This window comes from Ligilactobacillus aviarius subsp. aviarius DSM 20655, assembly GCF_001436315.1.
GTDB classification, from domain to species: domain Bacteria; phylum Bacillota; class Bacilli; order Lactobacillales; family Lactobacillaceae; genus Ligilactobacillus; species Ligilactobacillus aviarius.
This window is the reverse complement of sequence record NZ_AYZA01000004.1, coordinates 17,808-39,776: the sequence shown is the minus strand read 5'-3', so window position 1 is coordinate 39,776 and position 21,969 is coordinate 17,808. Positions and strand designations below refer to the sequence as shown.

General features: G+C 39.1%; 37 protein-coding genes. 1 reads left to right on the top strand and 36 read right to left on the bottom strand.

All coding sequences use genetic code 11. From position 1 onward, the window contains the following. Positions 1-43: 43 nt before the first annotated feature. Positions 44-280, top strand: coding sequence for a hypothetical protein (locus FC33_RS00450; protein WP_057826664.1), 237 nt, complete (start codon positions 44-46; stop codon positions 278-280). Between the two features lie 41 nt (positions 281-321). Here the strand turns inward: FC33_RS00450 and FC33_RS00445 are convergent, their stop codons facing one another. From FC33_RS00445 to rplB, 36 genes are all read right to left on the bottom strand, one after another. Then, a complete protein-coding gene (locus FC33_RS00445; RefSeq protein ID WP_057826663.1) occupies positions 322-1,407 on the bottom strand; it encodes an ATP-binding protein in 1,086 nt (361 codons plus the stop codon). Positions 1,408-1,525: 118 nt separating this feature from the next. After that, entirely contained in the window at positions 1,526-2,311 is a 786-nt protein-coding gene (locus tag FC33_RS00440; RefSeq protein ID WP_057826662.1) for a 5-bromo-4-chloroindolyl phosphate hydrolysis family protein, read from the bottom strand. Then, the gene (locus tag FC33_RS00435) at positions 2,312-2,908 is read right to left on the bottom strand and encodes a hypothetical protein (RefSeq protein WP_057826661.1); all 597 of its coding nucleotides are present in this window, start codon (positions 2,906-2,908) and stop codon (positions 2,312-2,314) included. Then, positions 2,908-4,104, bottom strand: coding sequence for a hypothetical protein (locus FC33_RS00430; RefSeq protein ID WP_057826660.1), 1,197 nt, complete (start codon positions 4,102-4,104; stop codon positions 2,908-2,910). The genes FC33_RS00435 and FC33_RS00430 overlap by 1 nt, the downstream gene beginning before the upstream one ends. Before the next feature lie 4 nt (positions 4,105-4,108). Continuing rightward, positions 4,109-5,191, bottom strand: coding sequence for a toxic anion resistance protein (locus FC33_RS00425; RefSeq protein ID WP_162257600.1), 1,083 nt, complete (start codon positions 5,189-5,191; stop codon positions 4,109-4,111). Between the two features lie 224 nt (positions 5,192-5,415). Beyond that, positions 5,416-5,808 (bottom strand): 30S ribosomal protein S9, encoded by a 393-nt coding sequence (rpsI, locus tag FC33_RS00420; RefSeq protein ID WP_057826658.1) that lies wholly within the window; start codon positions 5,806-5,808, stop codon positions 5,416-5,418. Between the two features lie 16 nt (positions 5,809-5,824). After that, complete coding sequence (rplM, locus tag FC33_RS00415; protein WP_057826657.1) at positions 5,825-6,268, bottom strand: 50S ribosomal protein L13; 444 nt, start codon at positions 6,266-6,268, stop codon at positions 5,825-5,827. Positions 6,269-6,401: 133 nt separating this feature from the next. Next, positions 6,402-7,154 (bottom strand): tRNA pseudouridine(38-40) synthase TruA, encoded by a 753-nt coding sequence (gene truA, locus FC33_RS00410; protein ID WP_057826656.1) that lies wholly within the window; start codon positions 7,152-7,154, stop codon positions 6,402-6,404. A gap of 1 nt (position 7,155) precedes the next feature. Then, positions 7,156-7,950 (bottom strand): energy-coupling factor transporter transmembrane component T family protein, encoded by a 795-nt coding sequence (locus FC33_RS00405; RefSeq protein ID WP_057826655.1) that lies wholly within the window; start codon positions 7,948-7,950, stop codon positions 7,156-7,158. A gap of 22 nt (positions 7,951-7,972) precedes the next feature. Next, entirely contained in the window at positions 7,973-8,824 is an 852-nt protein-coding gene (locus FC33_RS00400; RefSeq protein ID WP_057826654.1) for an energy-coupling factor transporter ATPase, read from the bottom strand. Next, positions 8,800-9,630 (bottom strand): energy-coupling factor transporter ATPase, encoded by an 831-nt coding sequence (locus FC33_RS00395; protein WP_057826653.1) that lies wholly within the window; start codon positions 9,628-9,630, stop codon positions 8,800-8,802. Before FC33_RS00395 ends, FC33_RS00400 begins: the two co-directional genes overlap by 25 nt. A 246-nt stretch (positions 9,631-9,876) precedes the next feature. Then, positions 9,877-10,260, bottom strand: a complete 384-nt coding sequence (gene rplQ / locus FC33_RS00390) for a 50S ribosomal protein L17 (protein ID WP_057826652.1) — start codon at positions 10,258-10,260, stop codon at positions 9,877-9,879. A 26-nt stretch (positions 10,261-10,286) separates the two neighbouring features. Then, complete coding sequence (locus tag FC33_RS00385; RefSeq protein WP_057826651.1) at positions 10,287-11,231, bottom strand: DNA-directed RNA polymerase subunit alpha; 945 nt, start codon at positions 11,229-11,231, stop codon at positions 10,287-10,289. Positions 11,232-11,316: 85 nt separating this feature from the next. Then, positions 11,317-11,703 (bottom strand): 30S ribosomal protein S11, encoded by a 387-nt coding sequence (gene rpsK, locus FC33_RS00380; protein ID WP_057826650.1) that lies wholly within the window; start codon positions 11,701-11,703, stop codon positions 11,317-11,319. Positions 11,704-11,727: 24 nt separating this feature from the next. Next, positions 11,728-12,093, bottom strand: coding sequence for a 30S ribosomal protein S13 (rpsM, locus tag FC33_RS00375; RefSeq protein WP_057826649.1), 366 nt, complete (start codon positions 12,091-12,093; stop codon positions 11,728-11,730). 22 nt (positions 12,094-12,115) lie between these two features. Beyond that, positions 12,116-12,229: a 50S ribosomal protein L36 gene (gene rpmJ, locus FC33_RS00370; protein ID WP_003689393.1), complete on the bottom strand. Its 114-nt coding sequence runs from the start codon at positions 12,227-12,229 to the stop codon at positions 12,116-12,118. Positions 12,230-12,263: 34 nt separating this feature from the next. Further along, positions 12,264-12,482, bottom strand: coding sequence for a translation initiation factor IF-1 (gene infA / locus FC33_RS00365; RefSeq protein WP_003692975.1), 219 nt, complete (start codon positions 12,480-12,482; stop codon positions 12,264-12,266). Positions 12,483-12,656: 174 nt separating this feature from the next. Further along, the gene (locus tag FC33_RS00360) at positions 12,657-13,316 is read right to left on the bottom strand and encodes an adenylate kinase (RefSeq protein ID WP_057826648.1); all 660 of its coding nucleotides are present in this window, start codon (positions 13,314-13,316) and stop codon (positions 12,657-12,659) included. A 122-nt stretch (positions 13,317-13,438) separates the two neighbouring features. Next, the gene (secY, locus tag FC33_RS00355; RefSeq protein ID WP_057826647.1) at positions 13,439-14,737 is read right to left on the bottom strand and encodes a preprotein translocase subunit SecY; all 1,299 of its coding nucleotides are present in this window, start codon (positions 14,735-14,737) and stop codon (positions 13,439-13,441) included. A gap of 3 nt (positions 14,738-14,740) precedes the next feature. After that, on the bottom strand, positions 14,741-15,175 hold the full coding sequence (gene rplO, locus FC33_RS00350) for a 50S ribosomal protein L15 (protein ID WP_057826646.1): 435 nt from the start codon (positions 15,173-15,175) through the stop codon (positions 14,741-14,743). A gap of 33 nt (positions 15,176-15,208) precedes the next feature. Continuing rightward, on the bottom strand, positions 15,209-15,391 hold the full coding sequence (rpmD, locus tag FC33_RS00345) for a 50S ribosomal protein L30 (protein WP_057826645.1): 183 nt from the start codon (positions 15,389-15,391) through the stop codon (positions 15,209-15,211). A gap of 14 nt (positions 15,392-15,405) precedes the next feature. Next, positions 15,406-15,906 (bottom strand): 30S ribosomal protein S5, encoded by a 501-nt coding sequence (gene rpsE, locus FC33_RS00340; protein ID WP_057826644.1) that lies wholly within the window; start codon positions 15,904-15,906, stop codon positions 15,406-15,408. 21 nt (positions 15,907-15,927) lie between these two features. Beyond that, positions 15,928-16,293 carry a 50S ribosomal protein L18 gene (gene rplR, locus FC33_RS00335; protein ID WP_057826643.1) on the bottom strand — a complete coding sequence of 122 codons (366 nt, stop codon included), beginning with the start codon at positions 16,291-16,293 and terminating at the stop codon, positions 15,928-15,930. A gap of 31 nt (positions 16,294-16,324) precedes the next feature. Further along, positions 16,325-16,861 carry a 50S ribosomal protein L6 gene (gene rplF, locus FC33_RS00330; RefSeq protein WP_057826642.1) on the bottom strand — a complete coding sequence of 179 codons (537 nt, stop codon included), beginning with the start codon at positions 16,859-16,861 and terminating at the stop codon, positions 16,325-16,327. A 30-nt stretch (positions 16,862-16,891) separates the two neighbouring features. Continuing rightward, positions 16,892-17,290 carry a 30S ribosomal protein S8 gene (gene rpsH, locus FC33_RS00325; RefSeq protein ID WP_057826641.1) on the bottom strand — a complete coding sequence of 133 codons (399 nt, stop codon included), beginning with the start codon at positions 17,288-17,290 and terminating at the stop codon, positions 16,892-16,894. Between the two features lie 33 nt (positions 17,291-17,323). Next, complete coding sequence (locus FC33_RS08120; RefSeq protein ID WP_081035599.1) at positions 17,324-17,509, bottom strand: type Z 30S ribosomal protein S14; 186 nt, start codon at positions 17,507-17,509, stop codon at positions 17,324-17,326. 15 nt (positions 17,510-17,524) lie between these two features. Beyond that, positions 17,525-18,067 (bottom strand): 50S ribosomal protein L5, encoded by a 543-nt coding sequence (rplE, locus tag FC33_RS00320; RefSeq protein WP_057826640.1) that lies wholly within the window; start codon positions 18,065-18,067, stop codon positions 17,525-17,527. Positions 18,068-18,091: 24 nt separating this feature from the next. Beyond that, positions 18,092-18,397, bottom strand: coding sequence for a 50S ribosomal protein L24 (gene rplX / locus FC33_RS00315; protein ID WP_057826639.1), 306 nt, complete (start codon positions 18,395-18,397; stop codon positions 18,092-18,094). A 35-nt stretch (positions 18,398-18,432) separates the two neighbouring features. Beyond that, positions 18,433-18,801 carry a 50S ribosomal protein L14 gene (gene rplN / locus FC33_RS00310; protein WP_057826638.1) on the bottom strand — a complete coding sequence of 123 codons (369 nt, stop codon included), beginning with the start codon at positions 18,799-18,801 and terminating at the stop codon, positions 18,433-18,435. Between the two features lie 65 nt (positions 18,802-18,866). Continuing rightward, entirely contained in the window at positions 18,867-19,133 is a 267-nt protein-coding gene (rpsQ, locus tag FC33_RS00305; protein WP_057826637.1) for a 30S ribosomal protein S17, read from the bottom strand. Between the two features lie 26 nt (positions 19,134-19,159). Continuing rightward, positions 19,160-19,354 carry a 50S ribosomal protein L29 gene (gene rpmC, locus FC33_RS00300; RefSeq protein ID WP_057826636.1) on the bottom strand — a complete coding sequence of 65 codons (195 nt, stop codon included), beginning with the start codon at positions 19,352-19,354 and terminating at the stop codon, positions 19,160-19,162. Beyond that, positions 19,344-19,778, bottom strand: a complete 435-nt coding sequence (rplP, locus tag FC33_RS00295) for a 50S ribosomal protein L16 (protein ID WP_057826635.1) — start codon at positions 19,776-19,778, stop codon at positions 19,344-19,346. Before rplP ends, rpmC begins: the two co-directional genes overlap by 11 nt. Positions 19,779-19,781: 3 nt before the next feature. Further along, complete coding sequence (gene rpsC / locus FC33_RS00290) at positions 19,782-20,438, bottom strand: 30S ribosomal protein S3 (protein WP_057826634.1); 657 nt, start codon at positions 20,436-20,438, stop codon at positions 19,782-19,784. A gap of 13 nt (positions 20,439-20,451) precedes the next feature. Continuing rightward, positions 20,452-20,799 carry a 50S ribosomal protein L22 gene (rplV, locus tag FC33_RS00285; RefSeq protein WP_057826633.1) on the bottom strand — a complete coding sequence of 116 codons (348 nt, stop codon included), beginning with the start codon at positions 20,797-20,799 and terminating at the stop codon, positions 20,452-20,454. A 16-nt stretch (positions 20,800-20,815) separates the two neighbouring features. After that, a complete protein-coding gene (rpsS, locus tag FC33_RS00280; RefSeq protein ID WP_057826632.1) occupies positions 20,816-21,097 on the bottom strand; it encodes a 30S ribosomal protein S19 in 282 nt (93 codons plus the stop codon). A 37-nt stretch (positions 21,098-21,134) separates the two neighbouring features. Further along, positions 21,135-21,968 carry a 50S ribosomal protein L2 gene (rplB, locus tag FC33_RS00275; RefSeq protein ID WP_057826631.1) on the bottom strand — a complete coding sequence of 278 codons (834 nt, stop codon included), beginning with the start codon at positions 21,966-21,968 and terminating at the stop codon, positions 21,135-21,137. Between the last annotated feature and the right edge of the window lies 1 nt (position 21,969).

Sequence of the window (21,969 nt, the reverse complement as noted above, 5' to 3'; positions counted from 1 at the left end):
AGACAAAGGAATCCTGATTTATTTAATGAAGGGAGAAATCAACATGAGTGAAGATGTATTTTTTAACCCTGGGCAATCAATTTCAAGCGACTTTGATTATAATAAAGCCTATGTCGCTGCTCAGATTTACCATGAAAAAGTAAAAAAGCCCGTGCTCGTTGTTAAAGAAGAAGACAATAAGCCATTCATCGTTTTCAATGAAGAAGCGGCCATTGAAGAAGAACACAAAAAAGAACAAAACGCTAAGCAATACAAAGTTGTTAAACGAATTGACGATTAAAAGTCAACCCGGCGGTGATAAAAATCACGGCCGGGTTTTGTTTAATAATTAATTTCCCAGAAAAATTCTGAATTTGGATTTTGGGTCTGCTCAATAAATTTATCAAAAAGCGGTAATGTATAGCGGACTTTTCCATAGGTACTTGGTTGAACTAGCCCCCGATCAATCATCCGTTTCCGGTATTGCGAAACATAGCTTACACCTTTCCCCATTACTTGAGCTGAGGCTGAAAGTTGTGGATGGTCTAAAATTGCCACTAAATATTTACGATCGCCCTCTGAAACTTCTGCAAAAATTTTTTGATATGCGTTATTGAAGAGTGTAATTTCATATTGATTAAAAATTGCATTTAAATTATCCAGGCTTGGAGATAACTGTTGCCGTTTCAAGTAACGGAAATAAATATCTCCTAGAAGTTGAAATGCATATGAATATCCATTCGTTAGTCCTGCCATTTGATGAGCAACCTCAAAGTTCCCATCAAAGACATCCTGATAAGCATTTTCCATATCTAGATTATCTAACGGTTGCATTACAATTTTTCGCGATCGAAGTAAGAAAGTTAACCGTTCATTATTTTGAAGATCAAGTACAAGATCCGGAAGCCCCGTCATAATTGCATAAATCGGATAATTTTGACGTTTCAAGCTATTGTATTGTTGCGCAAATGAACGAATCGCTTTCGAATCGTTCACTTCATCGACGGTGATCACAACATATTTTCCCTGCTTTTGAATGCTTTGCATTAACTCTTCAAGCATTTCCTCAACATTTGGAATTTCAGTTTCCTTTGTTAAGGTTACTGCTCCAATTTTGATACTTTCAAACACGTTAAATATTTTGGAAAGTTTTGAACCATGATCACGATACAATTTCCGCGCTAAACTTGTAAGAATTCCTTCTTCATTGATCAAGTCAACACAATAACAATTAGGATCCTCATTCAAGATTTGAGAAATTCGAGTTAAAAAACTCGTCTTCCCCGAGCCGCGGACTCCCGTAACAAAAAACGGTTGTGGATAACCATTCTGAATTTCATCAATCAATTCATCAATTACCTTTTGCTTATCAAGAAAAATTGGTGGAACATTCCCAAAAGTCGGGTTAAACGGATTCCGTTCTTGCAATTCAATCCCTCTTTTCATTTTTTTTAGAAGTTTTTAGAACTTTAATTTCATTTTAGAACTTTTTAGAACTTTTATCAAAAAATGAGCTTCCATCCAAAATGAAAGCTCATCATCATTTTTATTCCTTCAACGCATCCCGTTCATCTTCCGTTACCTGAACAAAATCATCGCGGAACTGATGCGAAATTGTCGCCAATTGCTCCTTAGCATTTTCAACCAGCTGTTTATCCTCATCCGATTCCACCACGTTGTCATCTAAATCCACAATCGCTTTGACTTTATCCACATAGTCTTTCAAATGTGAATACAAAAAGTCATTCATTTTCAACAACATCCGCGGCGAATCGATCAGTTCGTTAAAAATGGCGTGGATCATCGTCAAATCTTTATCATACGAATCAACTTTATGTTCCATCAAATCTTTAACTGATTGAAGATACTGATAACTTTTATAGTATTTCCGCATTTCACTCTTAAAGAAGGATAGCTCTTCATTTGAAAGTTTGGATTCACGCAGCTTCTCTTCATTAAAGTGCAATTTATCATCAGAAAGACTGTTGACGATTTCGGGGTATTTCTGCAATTGTCGAAGCATTACTCCTCGATGAATTCCTCCAATAATAACTCCAATAATGAATAGCATTACCATCAACATAAAAAATATTAAAAAAAATCCATCACTCATCAGCCGCCGACCAAAAATAATCAACGTACTGATAATTGTCAACCCTGGGCCAATCACCATATATGAATTAAAAATATCAAAAAAGAATAAACTTCCAAGAACTGCCGTCATATAAATCGGAAAAATTTCACCCTTCACCCCAAATACAATCGAAAGGACTAAAAGAATCAACGCAATTCCAATCCTCACAGGATGGAAGTTATCAATTGCCTGCCGCATTTAATTATCCTCCTGTTCGTAATTTGCAAGTGAATCTTGTGTATCCATTGTCACTCCATTTGAACTTTGAACTTGATGGATATCGATTTTAATTCCACTATCACCGTTATCCGGAGCAAATTGTAATTTAAGATCATCATATGGATAAACTACAAAACATTTATCAAATTCGTAAGTTTTACTTATTTTAACGTGATTTAACGAATTACGAACATGATCAAATGGCGGTTGTTCAAGTCTTTTTTTAGAAGCTAAATCAGTAATGCTTTGGGCTTCGCTCCCATTATCATAGACTTTTACGAAATCACTATCAACACTTGTATACTTTGCTTCATCTTGATCCAAATCATCAGTATTAACCTGACATTTTACCAACAAATAACGTGCATTACTGTTTGCTGAAGGTCGCGGATCTTTAAGAATTTGGTACCCTAAAACCTTATATTCAACACTATTGCTATCAAAACCAGTTTTATTAACTGGGCAAAAAGCATAAAGATTGCTGCTATTCAATTGGCTTGAATTGGCAGCATTTACAACTTCACTATTAAAAAATATCATTAATAGTGTAATCAAAAAATAAACAACTTTTTTCATTACTGAAGAACCTCCAATTTCTGAGGATCAAACTTTAAAATATAAGCTGGTTGATTATTAAATTCATCCGGTTTACCTTGTAAATCAAAATCAGTGTAAATTAAGTAACCGGTCTTTTTTTCATTTGAAAGACTAAATACAACATTAAAAGTTAACTTTTTACCTGTGCCTTCAGTCATCGGATTACAATAATCATCCTCATCATCCAATTGATTGACAACTGGTGAGTTCTTTCCTCCTACTGAAAAAATCGTCGCATTTAACGGACTTTGAGCATATTCGTCCCCGTCGGAAAGGATATTCTTATCCGTTGTCATATAGAAATTTCCAACTTCTGAATCTGAACTTTTGGATAAAAGAGTTACATTGAAAATTACAACATTTTTCCCAGACTTCGTTTGTCCACGATATGCTTTATTAACCGTCAAGTTAATTTTTTTAGCGACGTATGCCTGATTATATTTCAAATCTTTCCATTTAAAGTATTGAGAGTTATCGGGTTCCGCGTTAAAATTATCTGACGATGTAGTCGAGTTTGTCTTTTGTCCGATAAATTGACTTACAAACGCATCGATTCCCGGATTAAACCCCAATGTACAAGCCAGTCCACAAAACAGTAATATTCCACCCAATAAAGATTCCCACTTAAAAGAGGAAACTTGCAGATCCTGTTCACTTAATTTAATTTCATTTGATTTCCGTGCTAATTGATTTAACCGAGTAACAAATTCTTGAAACTCATTCTTATCAACCGTCTTAATTCGGAATCGTTCTTTTCCTGAAGAAAGCATCCGTAATTTTCCTTTTGAAGTATAACAAAAGGCATTTTGATATTTAATTGTCAAAATACCTTGGTTGCATGTGATTTCTACCATGGAAAATGGAATATAAATCATCTGTAATTTCCGTCCAGAATTAATCCAAAGTCCTTGATCATTGCTATCAATTGCGAATGCAACTTGTCCGTAATTCTTATATGAATGAATTAAACCAAAAACTACCAAGCATCCAAGGATGATTGCGCTTGCGCTAATACAATGGCCAAACCAATTAAGGGAACCGCCTGCGGACTGATATTGTAATTCAAACGTTACCGATAATATTCTCAAAATAAAAACGAAAACTGCAGTTCCAAGGCACAAATCAGTCTTACTTTCCTTCTTAAAATGAACCGCACTTTGATACTCTCTCTTCATCGCTTTACTGCTCCGTCTTTGAATCAGAAGGAATCAAAGCCGTTTTCAGATGGTCTTCCATTTGCGCTAATTCGCCTTCAATTGCTTGGCGCTTTTGGGTTCCTTCACTTTGAATCTGCATTACTTCTTGAATTGTCGAAATCAAGTTTTCTTGGGTTTCTTTCAACGTATCGACATCAACCAAGCCGCGTTGGGAAGCCTTGGCAACATCGACCGTTGATTCATGCAACATTTCGCTATTCTTCTTCAACAGCTCATTGGTAGTATTCGCAACTGCATCCTGCGCTTTGACAGCATCTTTTTGGCTTAACAATGACAATGCGATTGCGACCTGATTTTTCCACAATGGAATTGCCGTTGTAATTGATGACTGGATCTTTTCACTTAAAACGGAGTTGTTATTTTGAATCAGCCGGATCTGTGGGGCTTGTTGGATCGTAATTTCCCGCGTCAGCATCAAATCTGATAACCGGTGATCTAAACGATCAGCTTGGGCTTTCATATCTTGAAGATTTTGAACGTCCATTTGATCTGCCTTGCCAGCATCCACATCTGCTTGAAGCGCAGCCATTTCCTTGTTTAATTCATCCCGCCGAATTTGACCACCAACAATCAGTGTGTTTAATTGTTGGAAGTATTTTTGATTTGCGGTATACATTTCATCCAGCATATCGTTATTTTTCAGCAAATCATTTTCCTGATTTTCAAGTTTGGTTGCGATTTTGCCAATTTGCGCACTGACTTCCTGATACTTCGCCGTCATTTCAAAAACGGAATCTTTAATTTTCTTGAATAGCCGGAAAATTTTGGGTTTCTTGTCACCGGAAAGTTTTTCAGGATCCGCACTGTTTAAACTGGTAACTAAACTTTGAAGGGTATCGCCAATTTCACCGACTTCCTTGCTTTTGACATTGCCAATCACCTCGTCAGTAAATTGCGACATTTGGTCTTGAACTTCCTTACCGTAATCGGTAATTGCATTTTGACGTGAATCTTTTAACGCCACGGCATAGTTTTGCGCTTGAACTAATTGTTCCGGCGTTAATTTCGCTTTGATTTTTAATAGATCTTCATCTTTAACCGCCACTTCGGTTGGCAAACTTTGACCGTTAATGGTTCGTTTTCATTATTCATCTAAATATCTCCCTCTAGATTCTTCATTAAAAATTCATAAAGTTAACTAATAAAGATTATATCTTAACTCAAATCCGGATTTCAATATTAAGTTAAAGCTTATTGATCAATATTAACGGATAACAAAAAAGCCATGAATAAAAATCCATGACTTTTGTTCGATAATATGAAGTAATATTAACGCTTTGAGAATTGTGAAGCCTTACGAGCTTTCTTAAGACCTGGTTTCCGACGTTCCTTCATCCGAGCGTCACGTGTTAATAAACCGCTCTTCTTTAATGCAGGACGGAAGTCTGGGTCAACTTGAAGTAAAGCACGTGCAATTCCGTGACGAGTTGCACCAGCTTGACCTGAGAAGCCACCACCATTAACGTTAACTAAAACATCGTATTGACCTTCTGTTTCAGTAACCTTAAATGGAGCGATCATAACTTCACGTAAGTTTGCAAATGGAATGTATTCTTCTGCTGGTTTACCGTTCATCGTGATTTTTCCTGAACCAGGAACTAAACGAACACGAGCAACGGAATTTTTACGACGGCCTGTGCCTTGATATTGTACTTGAGCCAATTTAAAATTCCTCCTACTAGATTAAGTTTGTGATGTCTAATACTTCTGGTTGTTGTGCTTCATGCTTGTGTTCTGCACCACGGTATACATGCAACTTCTTAAGTTGTTGCTTACCTAAAGTACCCTTTGGAAGCATGCCGCGAACTGATAATTCGATTAATTTTTCTGGATCTTTTTCACGGTAATCACCAGCTGTGCGTGCCTTCAATCCACCTGGATGCAATGTGTGGTGGTAGTATACTTTCTTTTCGGCTTTCTTACCTGTTAATGCTACCTTATCAGCATTGATAACAATCACAAAGTCACCTGTATCAACGTTTGGTGTAAATTGTGGCTTGTTCTTACCACGTAAAACTGAAGCAACGACTGTAGATAAACGTCCCAAAGGAACATCTGTAGCATCTACGACATACCATTTACGTTCTACTTCACCTGGTTTTGCAATATATGTTGTACGCACGGTTAATTCCTCCATCTTTTATGCTTGTTTGACATACAATAGTTTTAACGGGGCTATTGTGGGGCAAACAATACCAAGTACTATATTACGATTAATCCCTATATTAGTCAATATTTCAAAGAAATTTTATCTTCTAATCGTAATAGACCTCTTTCAAATATAATCCTGAAGCCGGGGCCGTTTCCCGCGCTTCATTCCGGTCTTTGACTTCATATAACCTTAAGAAGTCGTGAACTGGGCGTTTGCCCCGTCCAATCTCAAGCAACGTGGCAACCATAATCCGGACTTGATTATATAAAAAGCCATTTCCTGCAAATTCAAAGATCAATTCATTTTGAGCTTCGTCCCGCCGAACAGTTGCATCATAAACCGTTCGGACATGACTTTTAACATTGCTGCCCGATGCACAAAAGCTCGTAAAATCATGGGTCCCAATCACATCCGGCAACGCGGCCTTGATCTTTTCAAGGTCGACCGGATATTTGTAATGCCCCGTATAATTTCGTTTAAACGGATCAACAAAATAGCTTTGACTAACCCGATACATATACCGTTTGCCATGGGTCGTGAACCGGGCATGAAAGTCGTCCGGCACAATTTCACAATCGACCACCACACAGTCCAACGGCAGCATACTATTCAACGCCTTCAGCATGCTATCAGCACTCATTTCATGCGGAAAATCAAAATGAACAACTTGCCCCAGCGCATGAACTCCTGAATCAGTTCGGCCAGAACCGAAAATCGGGATGAATTCGTCCTTTTTGCTCATCTTATTCACAGCCCGTTCAAGAACGGATTGCACCGTCCGTTGATGAGGCTGCGATTGAAACCCAGCAAAATTCGTTCCATCATATGCAATTGTAATTTTATATCTCTTTGTCATCTTAACCTCTCAGTAACATTAATCCGCCGGTTAACGCTAAAAACACAACGATCCCGACCGTATCAACCAGATGCCAATGCTGTTGCCGGTACTTCGTTCGGTTCGGCCCGCCTTGATAACCGCGGGCTTCCATTGCCACTGCCAAATCTTCAGCGCGTTTGATTGAATTGACAAATAACGGAATTAAAATCGGAATCAGCATTTTGGCCTGCTTAAATAAGTTTCCTTCACCAAAATTGACTCCCCGCGCACGTTGAGCATTGATAATCTTTTGCGTTTCATCCATTAAGGTCGGAACAAACCTTAATGCAATTGAAATCATCAAGGCAATTTCATCGACCGGCACTTTGATTTTCCGTAACGGTGCCATCAAGGATTCAAGGCCATCAGCAATTTCCAACGGAGTCGTCGTAACCGTTAGTAACGTTGACATCAACACGATCAAAACGATTCGGCAAAAAATATAAATTGAATTAATAATTCCAAAACTCGTCAGCTTGAATGGTCCCCATTGCCAATAAACGGTTCCTCCGCTTGTGAAGAAAAGCTGCAACAAAACCGTGATCAAAATTAAGCCGATCAATGGCCGGACACCTTTAATAAAAAAACTCATTTTGATTTTGGAAAGCAACACGCAAGCAAGGGTAAAAATTCCCAATAAAGCGTATGTTTGCCAGTTATTGCATAGAAAAACGATCACAATAAAGTATAAACTGAGAATTAATTTTGCCCGTGAATCCATCCGGTGAATTATCGAACCACCGTCAATATACCTTCCGAGAATAATATTACTCATCTTTCGCTCCTACCTGATCACATTACTTCAACTTTGTTACCAATTGGCGTGCCAATTCATCAACATTTAATGGCAAGCCATCCCACTGCGTCCCTTTTTGCATTAACTGCACTGCAAATTCAGCTGCTCGGGGCAATCCAAGGTGATGCTGATAAAGCCATTGCGGATCACTGAAAAATTCTTGTTTGCTTTGAGCAGCAATCAACTTGCCCCGTTCAAGGGCAATTACCTGATCAGCGTAATCGGCAACGTCATCCATATTATGGGTTACAATGAGGATCGTCATTTTTTCATTTTCATGCAATTGTTTAAAAATTCTCATTGTTTCCCGTTTTCCAACCGGATCTAACCCAATCAACGGTTCGTCTAATACCAAAATTTGCGGCTCCATTGCTAAAATTCCAGCAAGGGCAACCCGACGCATCTGCCCGCCTGAAAGTTCAAATGGTGAACGTTCAAGCAACTGATCGTCAATTCCAACCAGTTTTGCTTTTGTCCGTGCAAGCTCTTCAGCTTCGGATTCGCTTTTTCCAAAATTTTTCGGGGCAAACGCAATGTCTTTCAAAACCGTTTCTTCAAATAACTGGTTTTCAGAAAATTGAAAAAGAATCCCGACTTGATGCCGTAAATCATCAAGTTCTTTATTTTTCGTTTGCGGCGTGATCAGCTGGTCATTAATTTGAATTTCACCCGCTGTTGGTTTAAGCAGGCCGTTTAAATGCTGAATAAACGTTGATTTTCCGCTTCCAGTATGGCCAACCAGAGCCGTAAAACTCCCATCTTTGATCTTAACTGAAATATCATCAAGGGCCTGCTGTTCAAACGGCGTTCCTGCCTGATAAGTATAACTTACATGTTTGAATTCAATTGCCATAATTTTGCTACCATTTCTTTTTCGTCTAATGTTTCATCATCTGTTAATCCGGCTAATCCATTTTCCTGAAGTTTAAGCTTCAACTTTTCAACAAACGGTAAATCCAATCCTAAATCCATTAACTGGTCACGATTATGGTAAACTTCAACTGGGCACCCTTGCATCCGAATTTTACCTTGGTCAAGAACAATGACCTGATCGGAGAAAACCGTCTCATCAATATCATGCGTAATCGCAATGACCGTAAAATGGAATCGATCTTTAAGATGCCGAATCAATTGAATCAAATCTCGTCGTCCTTCAGGATCAAGCATACTGGTGGCCTCATCTAAAATGATGATTTGCGGACGAATTGCTAAAATTCCGGCAATTGCGACCCGTTGCTTTTGCCCGCCTGAAAGTTTGGAAGGCTCATGCTTCGCAAACTCTGCCATTCCAACCGCTTCAAGGGATTCGTTGACCCGTTTGACCATTTCTTCATGGCTGATTTGGCGGTTTTCTAAACCGAAAGCCACATCATCTTCCACGTTTGCGCCCACAAATTGATTATCGGGATTTTGAAAAACAACACCGATTTGAGAGCGAATTTGCCATACATTCTGTTCATTAACCTCAAGTCCATTAACGGTAATTGTTCCCGACTGAGCTTCAATCAACCCGTCAATCAACCGTGCAAGCGTACTTTTCCCGCTGCCATTCCGTCCAATAATTGAGATCCATTGGTCTTTATCAAGCTCAAGGTTTAGCGGTCCGAGTTTGAAGTCATCATATTCATATGTTAGATCTTGAATTTGAATTAACGGCATTTCCCATTGTCCTCCGAAAATAATTACCTGTATTATATCATGAAAAGCAAAAAAGGATTGGACATTCATCCAATCCTTCTAATTCACAATCATTTGAAAACAATATCTAACAAAAAAATCACTTTTTATAACGATTTTCGTACAACCGTACTACTTAGGACTAGACTAGGTTTCCCACCATCGTAACGCCCGTTGTCGTTATAAAAGTGACACAAAATATAATTTATTTTAGTATTAGCAATTAAATTAGTCTACTAATTCAAGAACTGCCATCTTAGCAGCATCGCCACGGCGTTCTTGCATCTTGATGATTCGTGTGTAACCACCATTCCGATCCTTGAACCGTGGAGCGACTTCATCAAACAACTTTTGTAAAGCTGTTTGAACAACGATGTCATCGCCATCTTCCTTAACGTCTGCAACAACATCCATTAAGTAAGCTGCTGCACGGCGGCGTGATGTCAAATCACCTTTTTTACCTAAAGTGATCATCTTTTCAACTTGACGACGAACTTCTTTAGCACGTTGTTCAGTTGTAACGATCTTGCCGTTAACGATTACATCTGTTGTTAAGTTCCGTAACATTGATTTACGGTGTCCGCTTGTACGACCTAATTTCCGGTAAGCCATGAATAGTTTCCCTCCTTTAATTCTAATTAGTCATCATGACGTAATGAAAGACCTAAATCAGCAAGTTTTGACTTAACTTCTTCAAGTGACTTCCGGCCCAAATTCCGAACCTTCATCATGTCAGCTTCAGTCTTGTCAGTTAATTCTTGAACCGTATTGATTCCAGCACGCTTCAAGCAGTTGTATGAACGAACTGATAAGTCTAAGTCTTCAATTGTCATTTCGAGCATCTTTTCTTTATGGGTTTCTTCCTTTTCAACCATGACTTCAGCATTCTTTGCTTCATCAGTCAAGTTAACGAAGATTGACAAATGCTCTGTTAAAATCTTAGCTGATAAACTGATTGCCTCACTTGGAGTAATTGAACCGTTTGTCCAAACATCCAATGTCAATTTATCATAATCATTTTTTTGACCAACACGTGTCTTTTCTACTTGGTAGTTTACACGTTCAATTGGGGTATAAATTGAGTCGATTGCTAAAACACCAATCGGCATATCATCTGCTTTAGCTTTGTTTTCTGTAGCAGAAACATATCCACGACCTTTATTAGCAGTCATTCGAACATGGAATGAAGCTCCTTCAGCAACTGTACAAATGTACAATTCTGGATTCAAAACTTCAACATCAGCACCGCAGTGAATATCGCCTGCTTTAACTTCTTTGGCACCTGTAACATCAATCTCGAGGATTTGAGGTTCTTCAGTGTCCATCTTTAAAGCAACCTTCTTTAAGTTCAAGATAATGGTTGTAACGTCTTCCATGACACCTTCAACAGTTGAAAATTCATGCAAAACACCATCAATTTGAACATCAGTAATCGCTGCACCTGGTAATGATGAAAGTAAAATTCTCCGTAAAGAATTTCCTAACGTAGTACCATAACCACGTTCCAACGGTTCGACAACAAATTTACCGTAGTCATTGTTTTCTTCAATTGTGTGAATCTTTGGTTTTTCGAATTCGATCATGCTATTTGTCTACCCCTTTCAAAACGTAACGTGTAATCTGGCAAAAACAAAATGAAGTTACCCTCAAAATGAATACGAATCCACATTAAACACGACGACGTTTTGGAGGACGGCATCCGTTATGAGGAACTGGTGTAACATCCTTAATTGATGTAACTTCCAAACCAGTTGTTTGAAGAGCACGAATTGCTGCTTCACGACCTGAACCAGGACCCTTAACTGAAACTTCAACAGTCTTCATTCCGTGATCCATTGCACCCTTAGCTGCAGCTTCTGAAGCCATTTGAGCAGCAAATGGGGTTGACTTCCGTGAGCCTTTGAAACCTAATGCACCTGCTGATGACCATGCAACGGCATTTCCGTGAACATCAGTAATCATAACAAGTGTATTGTTGAATGTTGAGTGAATGTGAGCAACACCCGTTTCAATATTCTTCTTTACACGACGCTTACGTGATTTCTTAACAGCCATGAACGTTTTCCCTCCTTCTAATTATTATTTCTTTTTCCCTGCAATTGAAATTGCTGGGCCTTTGCGTGTCCGCGCGTTGTTCTTGGTGTTTTGACCACGAACAGGCAAGTGGCGACGGTGACGCATGCCACGGTAAGAGCCGATTTCTGAAAGACGCTTAATGTTCATTGATACTTCACGGCGAAGGTCACCTTCAACCTTGTAGTTATCAACTTCGGCACGGATCTTATCTTCTTGGTCAGGAGTTAAGTCACGTACACGAACGTCTTCTGAAACACCAGCAGCAGCAAGAATCTTCTTTGCTGTTGTATTACCGATTCCATAAATGTAAGTTAATCCGATTACGATACGCTTGTCACGTGGTAAATCGATACCTGCAATACGAGCCATTACAATTACACCTCCTTAAAAATTAACCTTGACGTTGTTTGTGCTTTGGATTGCTGCAAATAACCATAACGCGACCTTTACGTTTGATAACTTTGCAGTGTTCGCACATTGGTTTAACTGATGGTCTTACTTTCATGAATCATACCTCCTATAAATTACTGAAGTACAATCTATTTAAAGCGATAGGTAATGCGACCCTTAGTCAAATCGTAAGGGGACATTTCAACGGTAACCCGATCCCCAGGTAAAATACGAATATAATGCATCCGAATCTTACCGGAAACGTGAGCTAAAATTTCGTGTCCATTTTCGAGTTCAACTTTGAACATCGCATTTGGCAACGTTTCTTTGATCGTACCTTCAATTTCAATCACATCATCTTTCGCCACGCAAAAGTACCTCCTTAATATGGTTTGAAAACTTTAAACGAAAACAGTTATTTTCGCTGATCCAGTAGCTTTTGCGGCAAACTAGACCTATTGAAAAGATAAACCTGAATTATGATACCACACGCAAATCTAAAATGCAATACGTTATGGCTTATAATCCAGGTTTTCTCGCGATTATTTAATTGAGTCTAAAACTTTCTTGATGTCAGCGAACACATCATCAATTGCTTGGTTTCCATTTACTTCATGTAAAATTCCCTTTTCACGGTAGAAATCTAACAATGGAGTGTTCATCTTGATGTTAACGTCTAACCGGTTCTTAACGGTTTCTGGCTTATCATCGTCCCGTTGAAAGAATTCGTGGCCGCCGCAACGATCACAAGTGCCTTCAACCTTCGTTGGGTTAAATAATTTGTTATAAGTTGCACCGCAGTTCTTGCAAATGTAACGGGCTGTTAACCGTTCCATTAATGAATCTGGATCAACTTTGATGTTGATTACGCAGTTAAGTGGTTTGCCTAATTCAGCGCCAAACTTGTCTAATGCTTCTGCCTGAGCCATGTTCCGTGGGAAACCGTCTAACATGTAACCATCATTCACATCGTCTTCACTTAAACGATCCTTGACGATTCCATTTGTAACTTCATCTGGAACCAATTCACCCTTATCGATGTATTTCTTAGCTTCAAGGCCCATTTCAGTTCCGTTTTGCATTGCAGCCCGGAAAATATCACCCGTTGAAATGTGTGGAATGTGATATTCATCAATAATTTTTTCTGCTTGAGTACCCTTTCCTGCGCCAGGAAGACCCATTAACATTAAATTCAATGCCATTTAAATTTCTCCTTTAAATAAATTCACTAACGTATTATAACCCAATTTTTTTAAAGATAAAAGTTTATCAAAAACAAAAAGAACCCGTAATTTCTTACGAGTCCTTTTAATAACTAACTTAACTACTCACGAATAAATCCAACATATTCGCGTTTCATCATCATACCTTCAATTTGCCGCATTGTTTCAAGGGTTACCCCTACAACAATCAGCAAACTAGTACCACCTAAACCGATTGATTCATTCAATCCCCAAACGCTTGATGCGACTAAAGGAATCAATGAAACGAATCCTAAGAAAAGTGAACCAACAGTACTTAATCTCATCAATAAACGAGATACATACTTTTCAGTTTCTTTTCCGGGCCATACAGATGGAATGTAGCTTCCTTGCTTTTGTAAGTTTTCTGATAACTTTTCAGGGTTAACTTGAACGAAAGCATAGAAGAATGTAAACAGAATAATTAAGACTGTGTACAAAATCATTCCTGGCACTGTCTGCATATTGAAAATATTCGACAATGTTTGATACCATCCATCACCTGAATGAGTTCTTGTGAAGGCCATCAAGATCGTTTGAATCGTTGCAATAAATGAACTGGCAAAGATAACAGGAATAACTCCAGCAACGTTAACTTTTAATGGTAAGTATGAGTTTTCTGAAGAACCTGCAACCCGTCTTGTATATTGAATCGGAATCTTGTAGTTAGCTTGTTGAACATATGTAACAAATGTTACGATCACAAGGATAACTAACAAGAGAACGACACAATACAATACTGAATGCCAAAGTTGCGATTTACTTACATGAACAAATTCTTCTTGATAAATTTGCCTGATTCCAACTGGGACCCGCGCAAGGATTCCGGCCATAATAATGATTGAAATCCCATTGCCGATTCCCCGATCAGTAATCATATCACCTAACCAAGTAGCAAACATTGTACCAGCTGTTAAAATCACACCAATACATACGTAAGTTTGAACACTTGGGTTTTGAACTAAGTGAAGACTACTCAAAGCGTTGAAACCAGCTGTAATCCCGATTGATTGTACAAACGCAAGCACAATTGTTAAATAACGGGTAACCTGATTCAATTTACGCCGTCCAACTTCACCTTGCTTACTCCACTCTACAAATTTCGGAACAATATCCATTTGCAAAAGTTGAACAACAATTTGGGCGGTAATGTATGGTGAAACCCCCATCGCTAAAATTGAATAGTTGGTCAGACCGCCACCACTGAAAGTATTTAACATACTAATTAACCCTGAAGATGCAACACTCGCTAATGCTTTTGCGTTGATCCCAGGGACAGTAATGTATGTGCCTAAGCGAAATACAATCAAGACACCCAACGTGAATAAGATTTTCTTTCGAATTTCTTTATCAGCAAGGGCGTTCTTCATTGTCTTAAGCATCTATTACATCACCTCGGCTTGACCGCCTGCTGCTTCGATGGCACTCTTAGCTGATGTTGAGAACTTGTTAGCCTTAACAGTTAACTTTTTCTTTAATTCGCCATTGCCCAAGATCTTGATACCATCTTTTTCGTTCTTAACGATACCTGATTCAACCAACAATGTTGGTGTAACTTCTGTACCGTCTTCAAATTTGTTTAATTTTTCAATGTTTACAACTGCATATTCAACGCGGTTGATGTTCTTAAAACCACGTTTTGGCATCCGCCGGAATAATGGCATTTGGCCACCTTCAAATCCTAAACGAACTTTACCACGTGCTTTTTGACCTTTTTGACCACGACCTGCAGTCTTTCCGTTACCTGAAGAAGTTCCACGACCAACCCGATTTCTTACTTGACGTGAACCTTCTGCTGGTTTTAATTCATTTAACTTCATTAGGTTCGGCACCTCCCTCTAACTAAATATTGACTATTTAGCCAATTCAACGTCCACTAAATGATTGATTTTCCGAATTGCTCCCCGCATTGCAACGTTATCAGGAACAATAACAGAACTATGAACACGACCAAGGCCTAAGCCTTTAACGATTTCGCGTTGTTTTTGAGGACGTCCAATGACTGAACGAACTAAAGTAACTTTCAATTGAGCCATAATCTAAGTCCTCCTTATTCTGCTAAGTGTTGAACTGAAACTCCACGTAATGAAGCAACTTGTTCAGCACTCTTCAATTGTGATAAACCATCCATTGCTGCACGAACAACGTTGATTGGTGTGTTAGAACCTAATGACTTACTTGTAATATCATCAATACCTGCAAGTTCCATAACGGCACGAACCGCACCACCTGCAGCAACCCCAGAACCAGCTTCAGCTGGCTTCAACATAATGCGGCTACCGCTGTATTGACCGAGAACTTCATGAGGAATAGTTGTTCCAACAACAGGAACTTCGATTAAGTTCTTACGAGCAGCGTCAACAGCCTTGCGGATTGCTTCTGGGACTTCTTGAGCCTTACCAGTTCCAAAACCTACATGACCATTGTGATCGCCAACGATTACTAAAGCAGCGAAACGTAAACGACGTCCACCTTTTACAACTTTAGTAATCCGGTTAATAGCAACGACACGATCTTCTAAATCTAATTGAGCTGGATCAATAAAAGCCATAAACGTTATTTCCTCCTTCTATTAAAAGTCTAAGCCATTTTCGCGAGCAGCTTCTGCTAAAGCTTCAACACGTCCATGGTAGAGGTATCCACCACGGTCAAATACAACTTCTTTGATACCTTTTTCTACAGCACGTTTAGCAACGACTTCACCAACTGAAGCAGCTTGTTCAGTCTTTGTGTTGCCACTTACTTCGCTGTCTAATGTAGAGGCACTAACTAGCGTCACACCCGCTACGTCATCAATTACTTGAGCGTAGATGTTTTTGTTTGAACGATAAACATTTAAGCGTGGGCACTCAGCAGTACCAGAGATTTTATTGCGAACACGCATATGACGTCTTTGGCGTGTTTTGTTTTTATCTGGTTTAGAAATCACGATTTTCACCTCTTAATTTTATTTAACAGCCTATGCTGCATTATTTACCAGTCTTACCTTCCTTACGGCGTACATATTCGCCAACATAACGAATACCTTTACCTTTGTAAGGTTCTGGAGCACGGACAGCACGGATCCGTGCAGCCATGTCACCAACAACTTCCTTGTTGATTCCTGAAACAACGATTGATGTTGCTGAAGGAGTTTCAAACTTAACATCATCTGTTTGTTCAAATTCAACAGGGTGTGAGTAACCAACACTCAATACAAGTGTGTTACCCTTCATTTGTGCACGGTAACCAACCCCGCGAAGTTCAAGTTCCTTCTTGAAGCCTTCTGTAACCCCAACAACCATGTTATTGAAGTTTGCACGTGTTGTTCCGTGAAGTGCTTTTGTCTTGTTATCATCTGATGAACGGTCAAAAGAAACAGTTGTTCCTTCAATCTTCATTGAAATTTTATCAGAAAATTCACGTGTTAATTCACCCTTTGGGCCCTTAACAGTAACCATGTTACCGTCTTGTTTTACTTCAACGCCTGCAGGTAATTCAACAACTTTATATCCAATACGACTCACGAGCCAGACACCTCCTTACTCTTTAAAATATTACCAGATATAAGCGATTACTTCGCCACCGATTTTCTTAGCACGGGCATCTTTATCTGTCATAACACCTTCAGATGTTGACAAAATAGCGATTCCTAAGCCGTTAAGAACCTTTGGCACAGCATCAGCTTTAACATATGAACGTAAACCAGGTTTTGAGATCCGACGAATCCCTGAGATTACGCGTTCACCATTTTTACCATATTTCAAGAATACACGGATAATGCCTTGTTTGTTATCTTCGATAAATTCATAATCGCGAATGAAACCTTCGTTCTTAAGAATTTCAGCAATACTCCGCTTAATTTTTGATGCAGGTACTTCTAATGATTCGTGCTTTGCCATGTTAGCATTGCGAATGCGTGTTAAGAAGTCTGCAATTGGATCAGTCATTGCCATATTATTTTGCCTCCTTACTTACTTTATTATGGATTACCAGCTAGCCTTTTTCATGCCAGGGATTTGACCCTTATGAGCAAGTTCACGAAGGCAGATACGACATAACTTAAATTTACGATATACAGAATGTGGACGACCACAACGTTCGCAACGAGTATATTCTTGTGTTGAGAACTTAGCAGCACGTTTATTCTTTGCAATTTGTGACTTTTTAGCCAATGTGAAACCCCCTTACTACTTAGCGAATGGCATTCCTAATTGAGTTAATAATTCTTTTGATTCTTCGTCTGTGTTAGCAGTTGTTACGATTACAATGTCCATTCCACGAACCTTGTTAACGTTATCGAAGTCAATTTCTGGGAAGATCAATTGTTCCTTGATTCCAAGTGTATAGTTCCCACGACCATCAAACGCACGTTTGCTGATTCCATGGAAGTCACGAACACGTGGTAATGAAACTGAGATCAACTTGTCTAAGAATTCGTACATCCGTTGACCACGTAATGTAACTTTGCAACCAATTGCGTTACCTTCACGTAAACGGAAACCAGCGATTGATTTCTTAGCACGTGTGATAACTGGTTTTTGACCAGCAATCAAAGTTAATTCTTCAACTGCTTCGTCTAAGTTTTTAGCGTTACTTACAGCATCACCAACACCCATGTTGATAACGATTTTATCAATCTTTGGTGCTTGCATTACTGATGTATAATTAAATTTTTCCATCATTGATGGAACGATTTCTTTATCATACTTTTCTTTTAAGCGATTTTCCATGAAGAAAGTATCCTCCTTCCTTTATTACAATGTTTTACCTGTCTTTTTAGAAACACGTACTTTCTTGCCATCTTCAATCTTGAAGCCAACCCGTGTTGGTTCATTGTTTGAAGGATCGATAAGCATAACGTTAGAAACATGAATCGGTGCTTCAACTTCAACAATTCCACCATTTGGATTTGCGTTAGTTGGTTTTTGGTGCTTCTTAACGATGTTTACGCCTTTAACGATTACACGTTCTTTTGAAGGAAATACTTTTTCAACTGTACCTTCTTTGCCTTTATCTTTACCGGCGATTACTTTAACTTTATCATTCTTTTTGATGAACATATTGCTTGTGCACCTCCTTATCAACTAATGGTTCATTATAATACTTCAGGTGCTAAGGAAACGATCTTCATGAAGTTTCCATCACGTAATTCACGGGCGATTGGTCCGAAAATACGTGTACCTTTAGGTGACTTATCATCACTAATGATTACTGCAGCATTTTCATCAAATTTGATGTATGAGCCATCAGCACGGTGTACGCCAGACTTTGTACGAACAACAACAGCTTTTACAACATCGCCTTTTTTGACAACGCCACCTGGTGTTGCTTGTTTAACAGTAGCAACAATGATGTCACCGATGTTAGCAGTCTTAACACGAGAACCACCTAAGATCTTGATTACTAAGAGTTCACGTGCTCCTGAGTTATCAGCGACTTTTAAACGACTTTCTTGTTGGATCACAGTAAGTGTCCTCCTTTCGCTATTAGATAATTAGTAGAATACGAATTAGTTCTTTGGGTTATTCATTAAAGAATAACTGCTTTTTCAACAATTTCTAATAAACGGAAACGTTTTGTAGCTGACAATGGACGTGTTTCCATAATCTTTACGATATCGCCAACTTTTGCTTCGTTGTTTTCGTCGTGAGCTTTGAATTTCTTTGTGTATTTAACACGCTTACCGTAAACCTTGTGGTTAACATAAGTTTCAACAGCAACCGTGATTGTTTTATCCATTTTATCTGAGACAACGCGTCCTTGATAAACTTTACGGTGATTACGAGTTTCACTCATACGAAATTAGCCTCCTTTTCGTATTCTTATTTGTTTAATTCTGCTTGACGTAATGCAGTTTTAATACGTGCAATGTTCTTACGAACTGCTTTTAACCGAGCAGTATTTTCCAATTGACCGGTAGCTAATTGGAAGCGTAAGTTAAATAATTCTTCTTTATATTGCTTTTCTTTTTCAAGCATTTCAGCAGTGGTTAATTCATTAATTTCTTTAGCCTTCATTTGATTCGCCACCTACTTCCTCACGTTTTACAAACTTAGTCTTCACTGGGAGCTTGTGGGAAGCTAAACGGAAAGCTTCACGAGCAACTTCTTCAGGAACGCCGGCAATTTCAAACATAACCTTGCCGCGCTTTACTGGAGCTACCCAACCTTCTGGTGTACCTTTCCCAGAACCCATACGAACACCAATAGCTTTAGCAGTATATGATTTGTGAGGGAAAATCTTAATCCAAACTTTTCCGCCACGCTTCATATAACGAGTCATCGCAATACGAGCAGCTTCGATTTGACGGTTTGTGATCCAGTGTGATTCAGTTGCTTGTAAACCAAATTCACCAAATGTAACTGTCTTGCCACCCTTAGCTTCGCCACGCATGTGACCACGGAATTCACGACGGTGCTTTACACGTTTTGGTACTAACATAGATTATTTCCCTCCTTTGCTGTTGTTTTTCTTTGTTGGTAATACTTCACCACGGTAAATCCATACCTTAACACCTAATTGACCGTATGTTGTAGAAGCTTCTACCCATGCATAGTCAATGTCAGCGCGTAATGTATGCAAAGGAACTGTTCCGTCTGAGAAGTGTTCAACCCGTGACATATCTGCCCCGTTTAAACGACCTGCAACTTGAACTTTGATACCCTTTGCACCTGCACGCATTGTACGTTGCATTGCTTGCTTCATTGCACGCCGGAATGCAATCCGGTTTTCCAATTGTTGTGCAATGTTTTCGCCAACTAACTTAGCATCTAAGTCTGGTTTCTTGATTTCAACAATGTTAATGTGTACGCGTTTACCAGTTAACTTGTTTAATTCTTGACGTAACTTTTCAACTTCTGATCCACCTTTACCGATAACCATTCCTGGTTTAGCAGTATGAATTGAAATGTTAACACGCTTTGCAGCACGTTCAATTTCAATAGTTGAGACAGAAGCGTTGGCTAATTTATTTTCGATGAATTTACGGATTCGTAAGTCTTCGTGTAAATCTGTTGCAAAATCTTTTTCAGCGTACCATTTTGCATCCCAGTCACGAATGATACCGACACGTAATCCGGTTGGATTAACTTTTTGACCCACGCGTTATCCCTCCTTATTTAGCAGATACCACAATTGTAATGTGGCTTGTACGTTTGTTGATTGGAGAAGCAGAACCTTTAGCACGAGGACGGAACCGTTTCAAAGTTGGTCCTTCGTTAACATAAGCTTCGCTTACATATAAATCTTCAACATCTAAATCAAAATTGTTTTCTGCATTTGCAATTGCAGAATTAAGAACTTTTTCAATTAAGTAAGCACCTTTTCTTGGTGTAAATTTCAAGATGCCTAATGCGTCAGCAACTTTTTTGCCACGGATAAGGTCGATCACAAGACGTGCTTTACGTGCAGGGATACGGACCATACGAGCGGTTGCCTTTGCTGATGTAACTTGTTCAGCCATGCTTTATCCTCCCTTATTATCTTACGCCTGTCTTCTTGTCGTCTCCGCCGTGACCATGGAATGTCCGTGTTGGAACAAATTCACCTAATTTGTGTCCAACCATGTCTTCTTGAATGTAAACTGGCACGTGCTTGCGGCCATCATACACAGCAATCGTGTAGCCGATAAAGCTAGGGAAGATTGTTGAACGGCGTGACCATGTCTTAATTACTGATTTTTTATCTTGATCAGCTTGTGCTTCAACCTTTTTCATCAAATGTTCATCGACGAAAGGTCCTTTTTTCAAACTCCGACTCAATGTTTGTCCTCCTTTCGGATAATCACCTTACAGGCAATTATTTCTTATGACGTGAACGAACGATAAATTTGTTTGATTTTGCCTTCTTTGAACGAGTCTTAAGACCAGTTGTCTTCTTACCCCATGGTGATAATGGTGATGGACGACCAACTGGAGCCTTACCTTCACCACCACCATGAGGGTGATCGTTAGGGTTCATTACAGAACCACGTGATTGTGGCCGCTTGCCCATCCAACGTGAACGTCCGGCTTTACCAATATTGATCAATTCGTGTTGTTCGTTACCTACGGCACCGATTGTTGCCCGGCATGAAATTAAGATCATCCGTGTTTCGCCGGATGTCAAACGAACAATGGCATACTTGCCTTCCTTACCAAGTAATTGTGCTGATGTACCAGCTGAACGAACTAATTGTCCACCCTTACCTGGTTTTAATTCGATATTGTGGATAACTGTACCAACAGGAATGTTTTCCAATGGAAGTGCGTTACCAACCTTAATATCTGCATCCTTACCTGATTGAACTTTTTGGCCTACTTCAAGACCTTTAGGAGCAAGGATATATGATTTTGTACCATCAGCATAAACTAACAATGCAATGTTTGCTGAACGGTTTGGATCATATTCAATTGCTTTTACTGTTGCAGGAACATTATCTTTGTTCCGCTTGAAATCAATCACACGGTACTTGCGTTTATGACCGCCACCACGGTGACGAACTGTAATGTGACCATATGAGTTCCGGCCAGCTGTCTTGCTCTTTGAAACAAGTAATGACTTTTCTGGTGTTGTCTTTGTAATTTCAGCAAAGTCTGAACCAGTCATATTCCGGCGACCGTTAGAAGTTGGTTTATATTTCTTGATCCCCACT

Bases quoted from the DNA above. Each gene is read 5' to 3' on its own strand.
- FC33_RS00385 (WP_057826651.1), bottom strand. From the start codon at position 11,231: ATGATCGAATTCGAAAAACCAAAGATTCACACAATTGAAGAAAACAAT.
- rpsQ (WP_057826637.1), bottom strand. From the start codon at position 19,133: ATGAGTGAAACTCGTAATCACCGTAAAGTTTATCAAGGACGCGTTGTC.
- secY (WP_057826647.1), bottom strand. From the start codon at position 14,737: ATGCTTAAGACAATGAAGAACGCCCTTGCTGATAAAGAAATTCGAAAG.
- FC33_RS00360 (WP_057826648.1), bottom strand. From the start codon at position 13,316: ATGGCATTGAATTTAATGTTAATGGGTCTTCCTGGCGCAGGAAAGGGT.
- rpmC (WP_057826636.1), bottom strand. From the start codon at position 19,354: ATGAAGGCTAAAGAAATTAATGAATTAACCACTGCTGAAATGCTTGAA.
- rpmD (WP_057826645.1), bottom strand. From the start codon at position 15,391: ATGGCTCAATTGAAAGTTACTTTAGTTCGTTCAGTCATTGGACGTCCT.
- rplX (WP_057826639.1), bottom strand. From the start codon at position 18,397: ATGTTCATCAAAAAGAATGATAAAGTTAAAGTAATCGCCGGTAAAGAT.
- rplO (WP_057826646.1), bottom strand. From the start codon at position 15,175: ATGAAGTTAAATGAATTAAAACCAGCAGAAGGTTCACGTCAAGTAAGA.
- rpsH (WP_057826641.1), bottom strand. From the start codon at position 17,290: ATGGCAATGACTGATCCAATTGCAGACTTCTTAACACGCATTCGCAAT.
- rplQ (WP_057826652.1), bottom strand. From the start codon at position 10,260: ATGGCTTACCGGAAATTAGGTCGTACAAGCGGACACCGTAAATCAATG.
- FC33_RS00405 (WP_057826655.1), bottom strand. From the start codon at position 7,950: ATGAGTAATATTATTCTCGGAAGGTATATTGACGGTGGTTCGATAATT.
- FC33_RS00400 (WP_057826654.1), bottom strand. From the start codon at position 8,824: ATGGCAATTGAATTCAAACATGTAAGTTATACTTATCAGGCAGGAACG.
- truA (WP_057826656.1), bottom strand. From the start codon at position 7,154: ATGACAAAGAGATATAAAATTACAATTGCATATGATGGAACGAATTTT.
- rpsK (WP_057826650.1), bottom strand. From the start codon at position 11,703: ATGGCTGTTAAGAAATCACGTAAGCGTCGTGTAAAGAAGAATATTGAA.
- rplV (WP_057826633.1), bottom strand. From the start codon at position 20,799: ATGGCTGAACAAGTTACATCAGCAAAGGCAACCGCTCGTATGGTCCGT.
- FC33_RS00395 (WP_057826653.1), bottom strand. From the start codon at position 9,630: ATGCCGTTAATTCAAATTCAAGATCTAACATATGAATATGATGACTTC.
- rpmJ (WP_003689393.1), bottom strand. From the start codon at position 12,229: ATGAAAGTAAGACCATCAGTTAAACCAATGTGCGAACACTGCAAAGTT.
- rpsE (WP_057826644.1), bottom strand. From the start codon at position 15,906: ATGGCTTTTATTGATCCAGCTCAATTAGATTTAGAAGATCGTGTCGTT.
- FC33_RS00430 (WP_057826660.1), bottom strand. From the start codon at position 4,104: ATGAAGAGAGAGTATCAAAGTGCGGTTCATTTTAAGAAGGAAAGTAAG.
- rplP (WP_057826635.1), bottom strand. From the start codon at position 19,778: ATGTTAGTACCAAAACGTGTAAAGCACCGTCGTGAATTCCGTGGTCAC.
- FC33_RS00440 (WP_057826662.1), bottom strand. From the start codon at position 2,311: ATGCGGCAGGCAATTGATAACTTCCATCCTGTGAGGATTGGAATTGCG.
- FC33_RS00450 (WP_057826664.1), top strand. From the start codon at position 44: ATGAGTGAAGATGTATTTTTTAACCCTGGGCAATCAATTTCAAGCGAC.
- FC33_RS00435 (WP_057826661.1), bottom strand. From the start codon at position 2,908: ATGAAAAAAGTTGTTTATTTTTTGATTACACTATTAATGATATTTTTT.
- rpsM (WP_057826649.1), bottom strand. From the start codon at position 12,093: ATGGCTCGTATTGCAGGTATCGATTTACCACGTGACAAGCGTATCGTA.
- rplE (WP_057826640.1), bottom strand. From the start codon at position 18,067: ATGGAAAATCGCTTAAAAGAAAAGTATGATAAAGAAATCGTTCCATCA.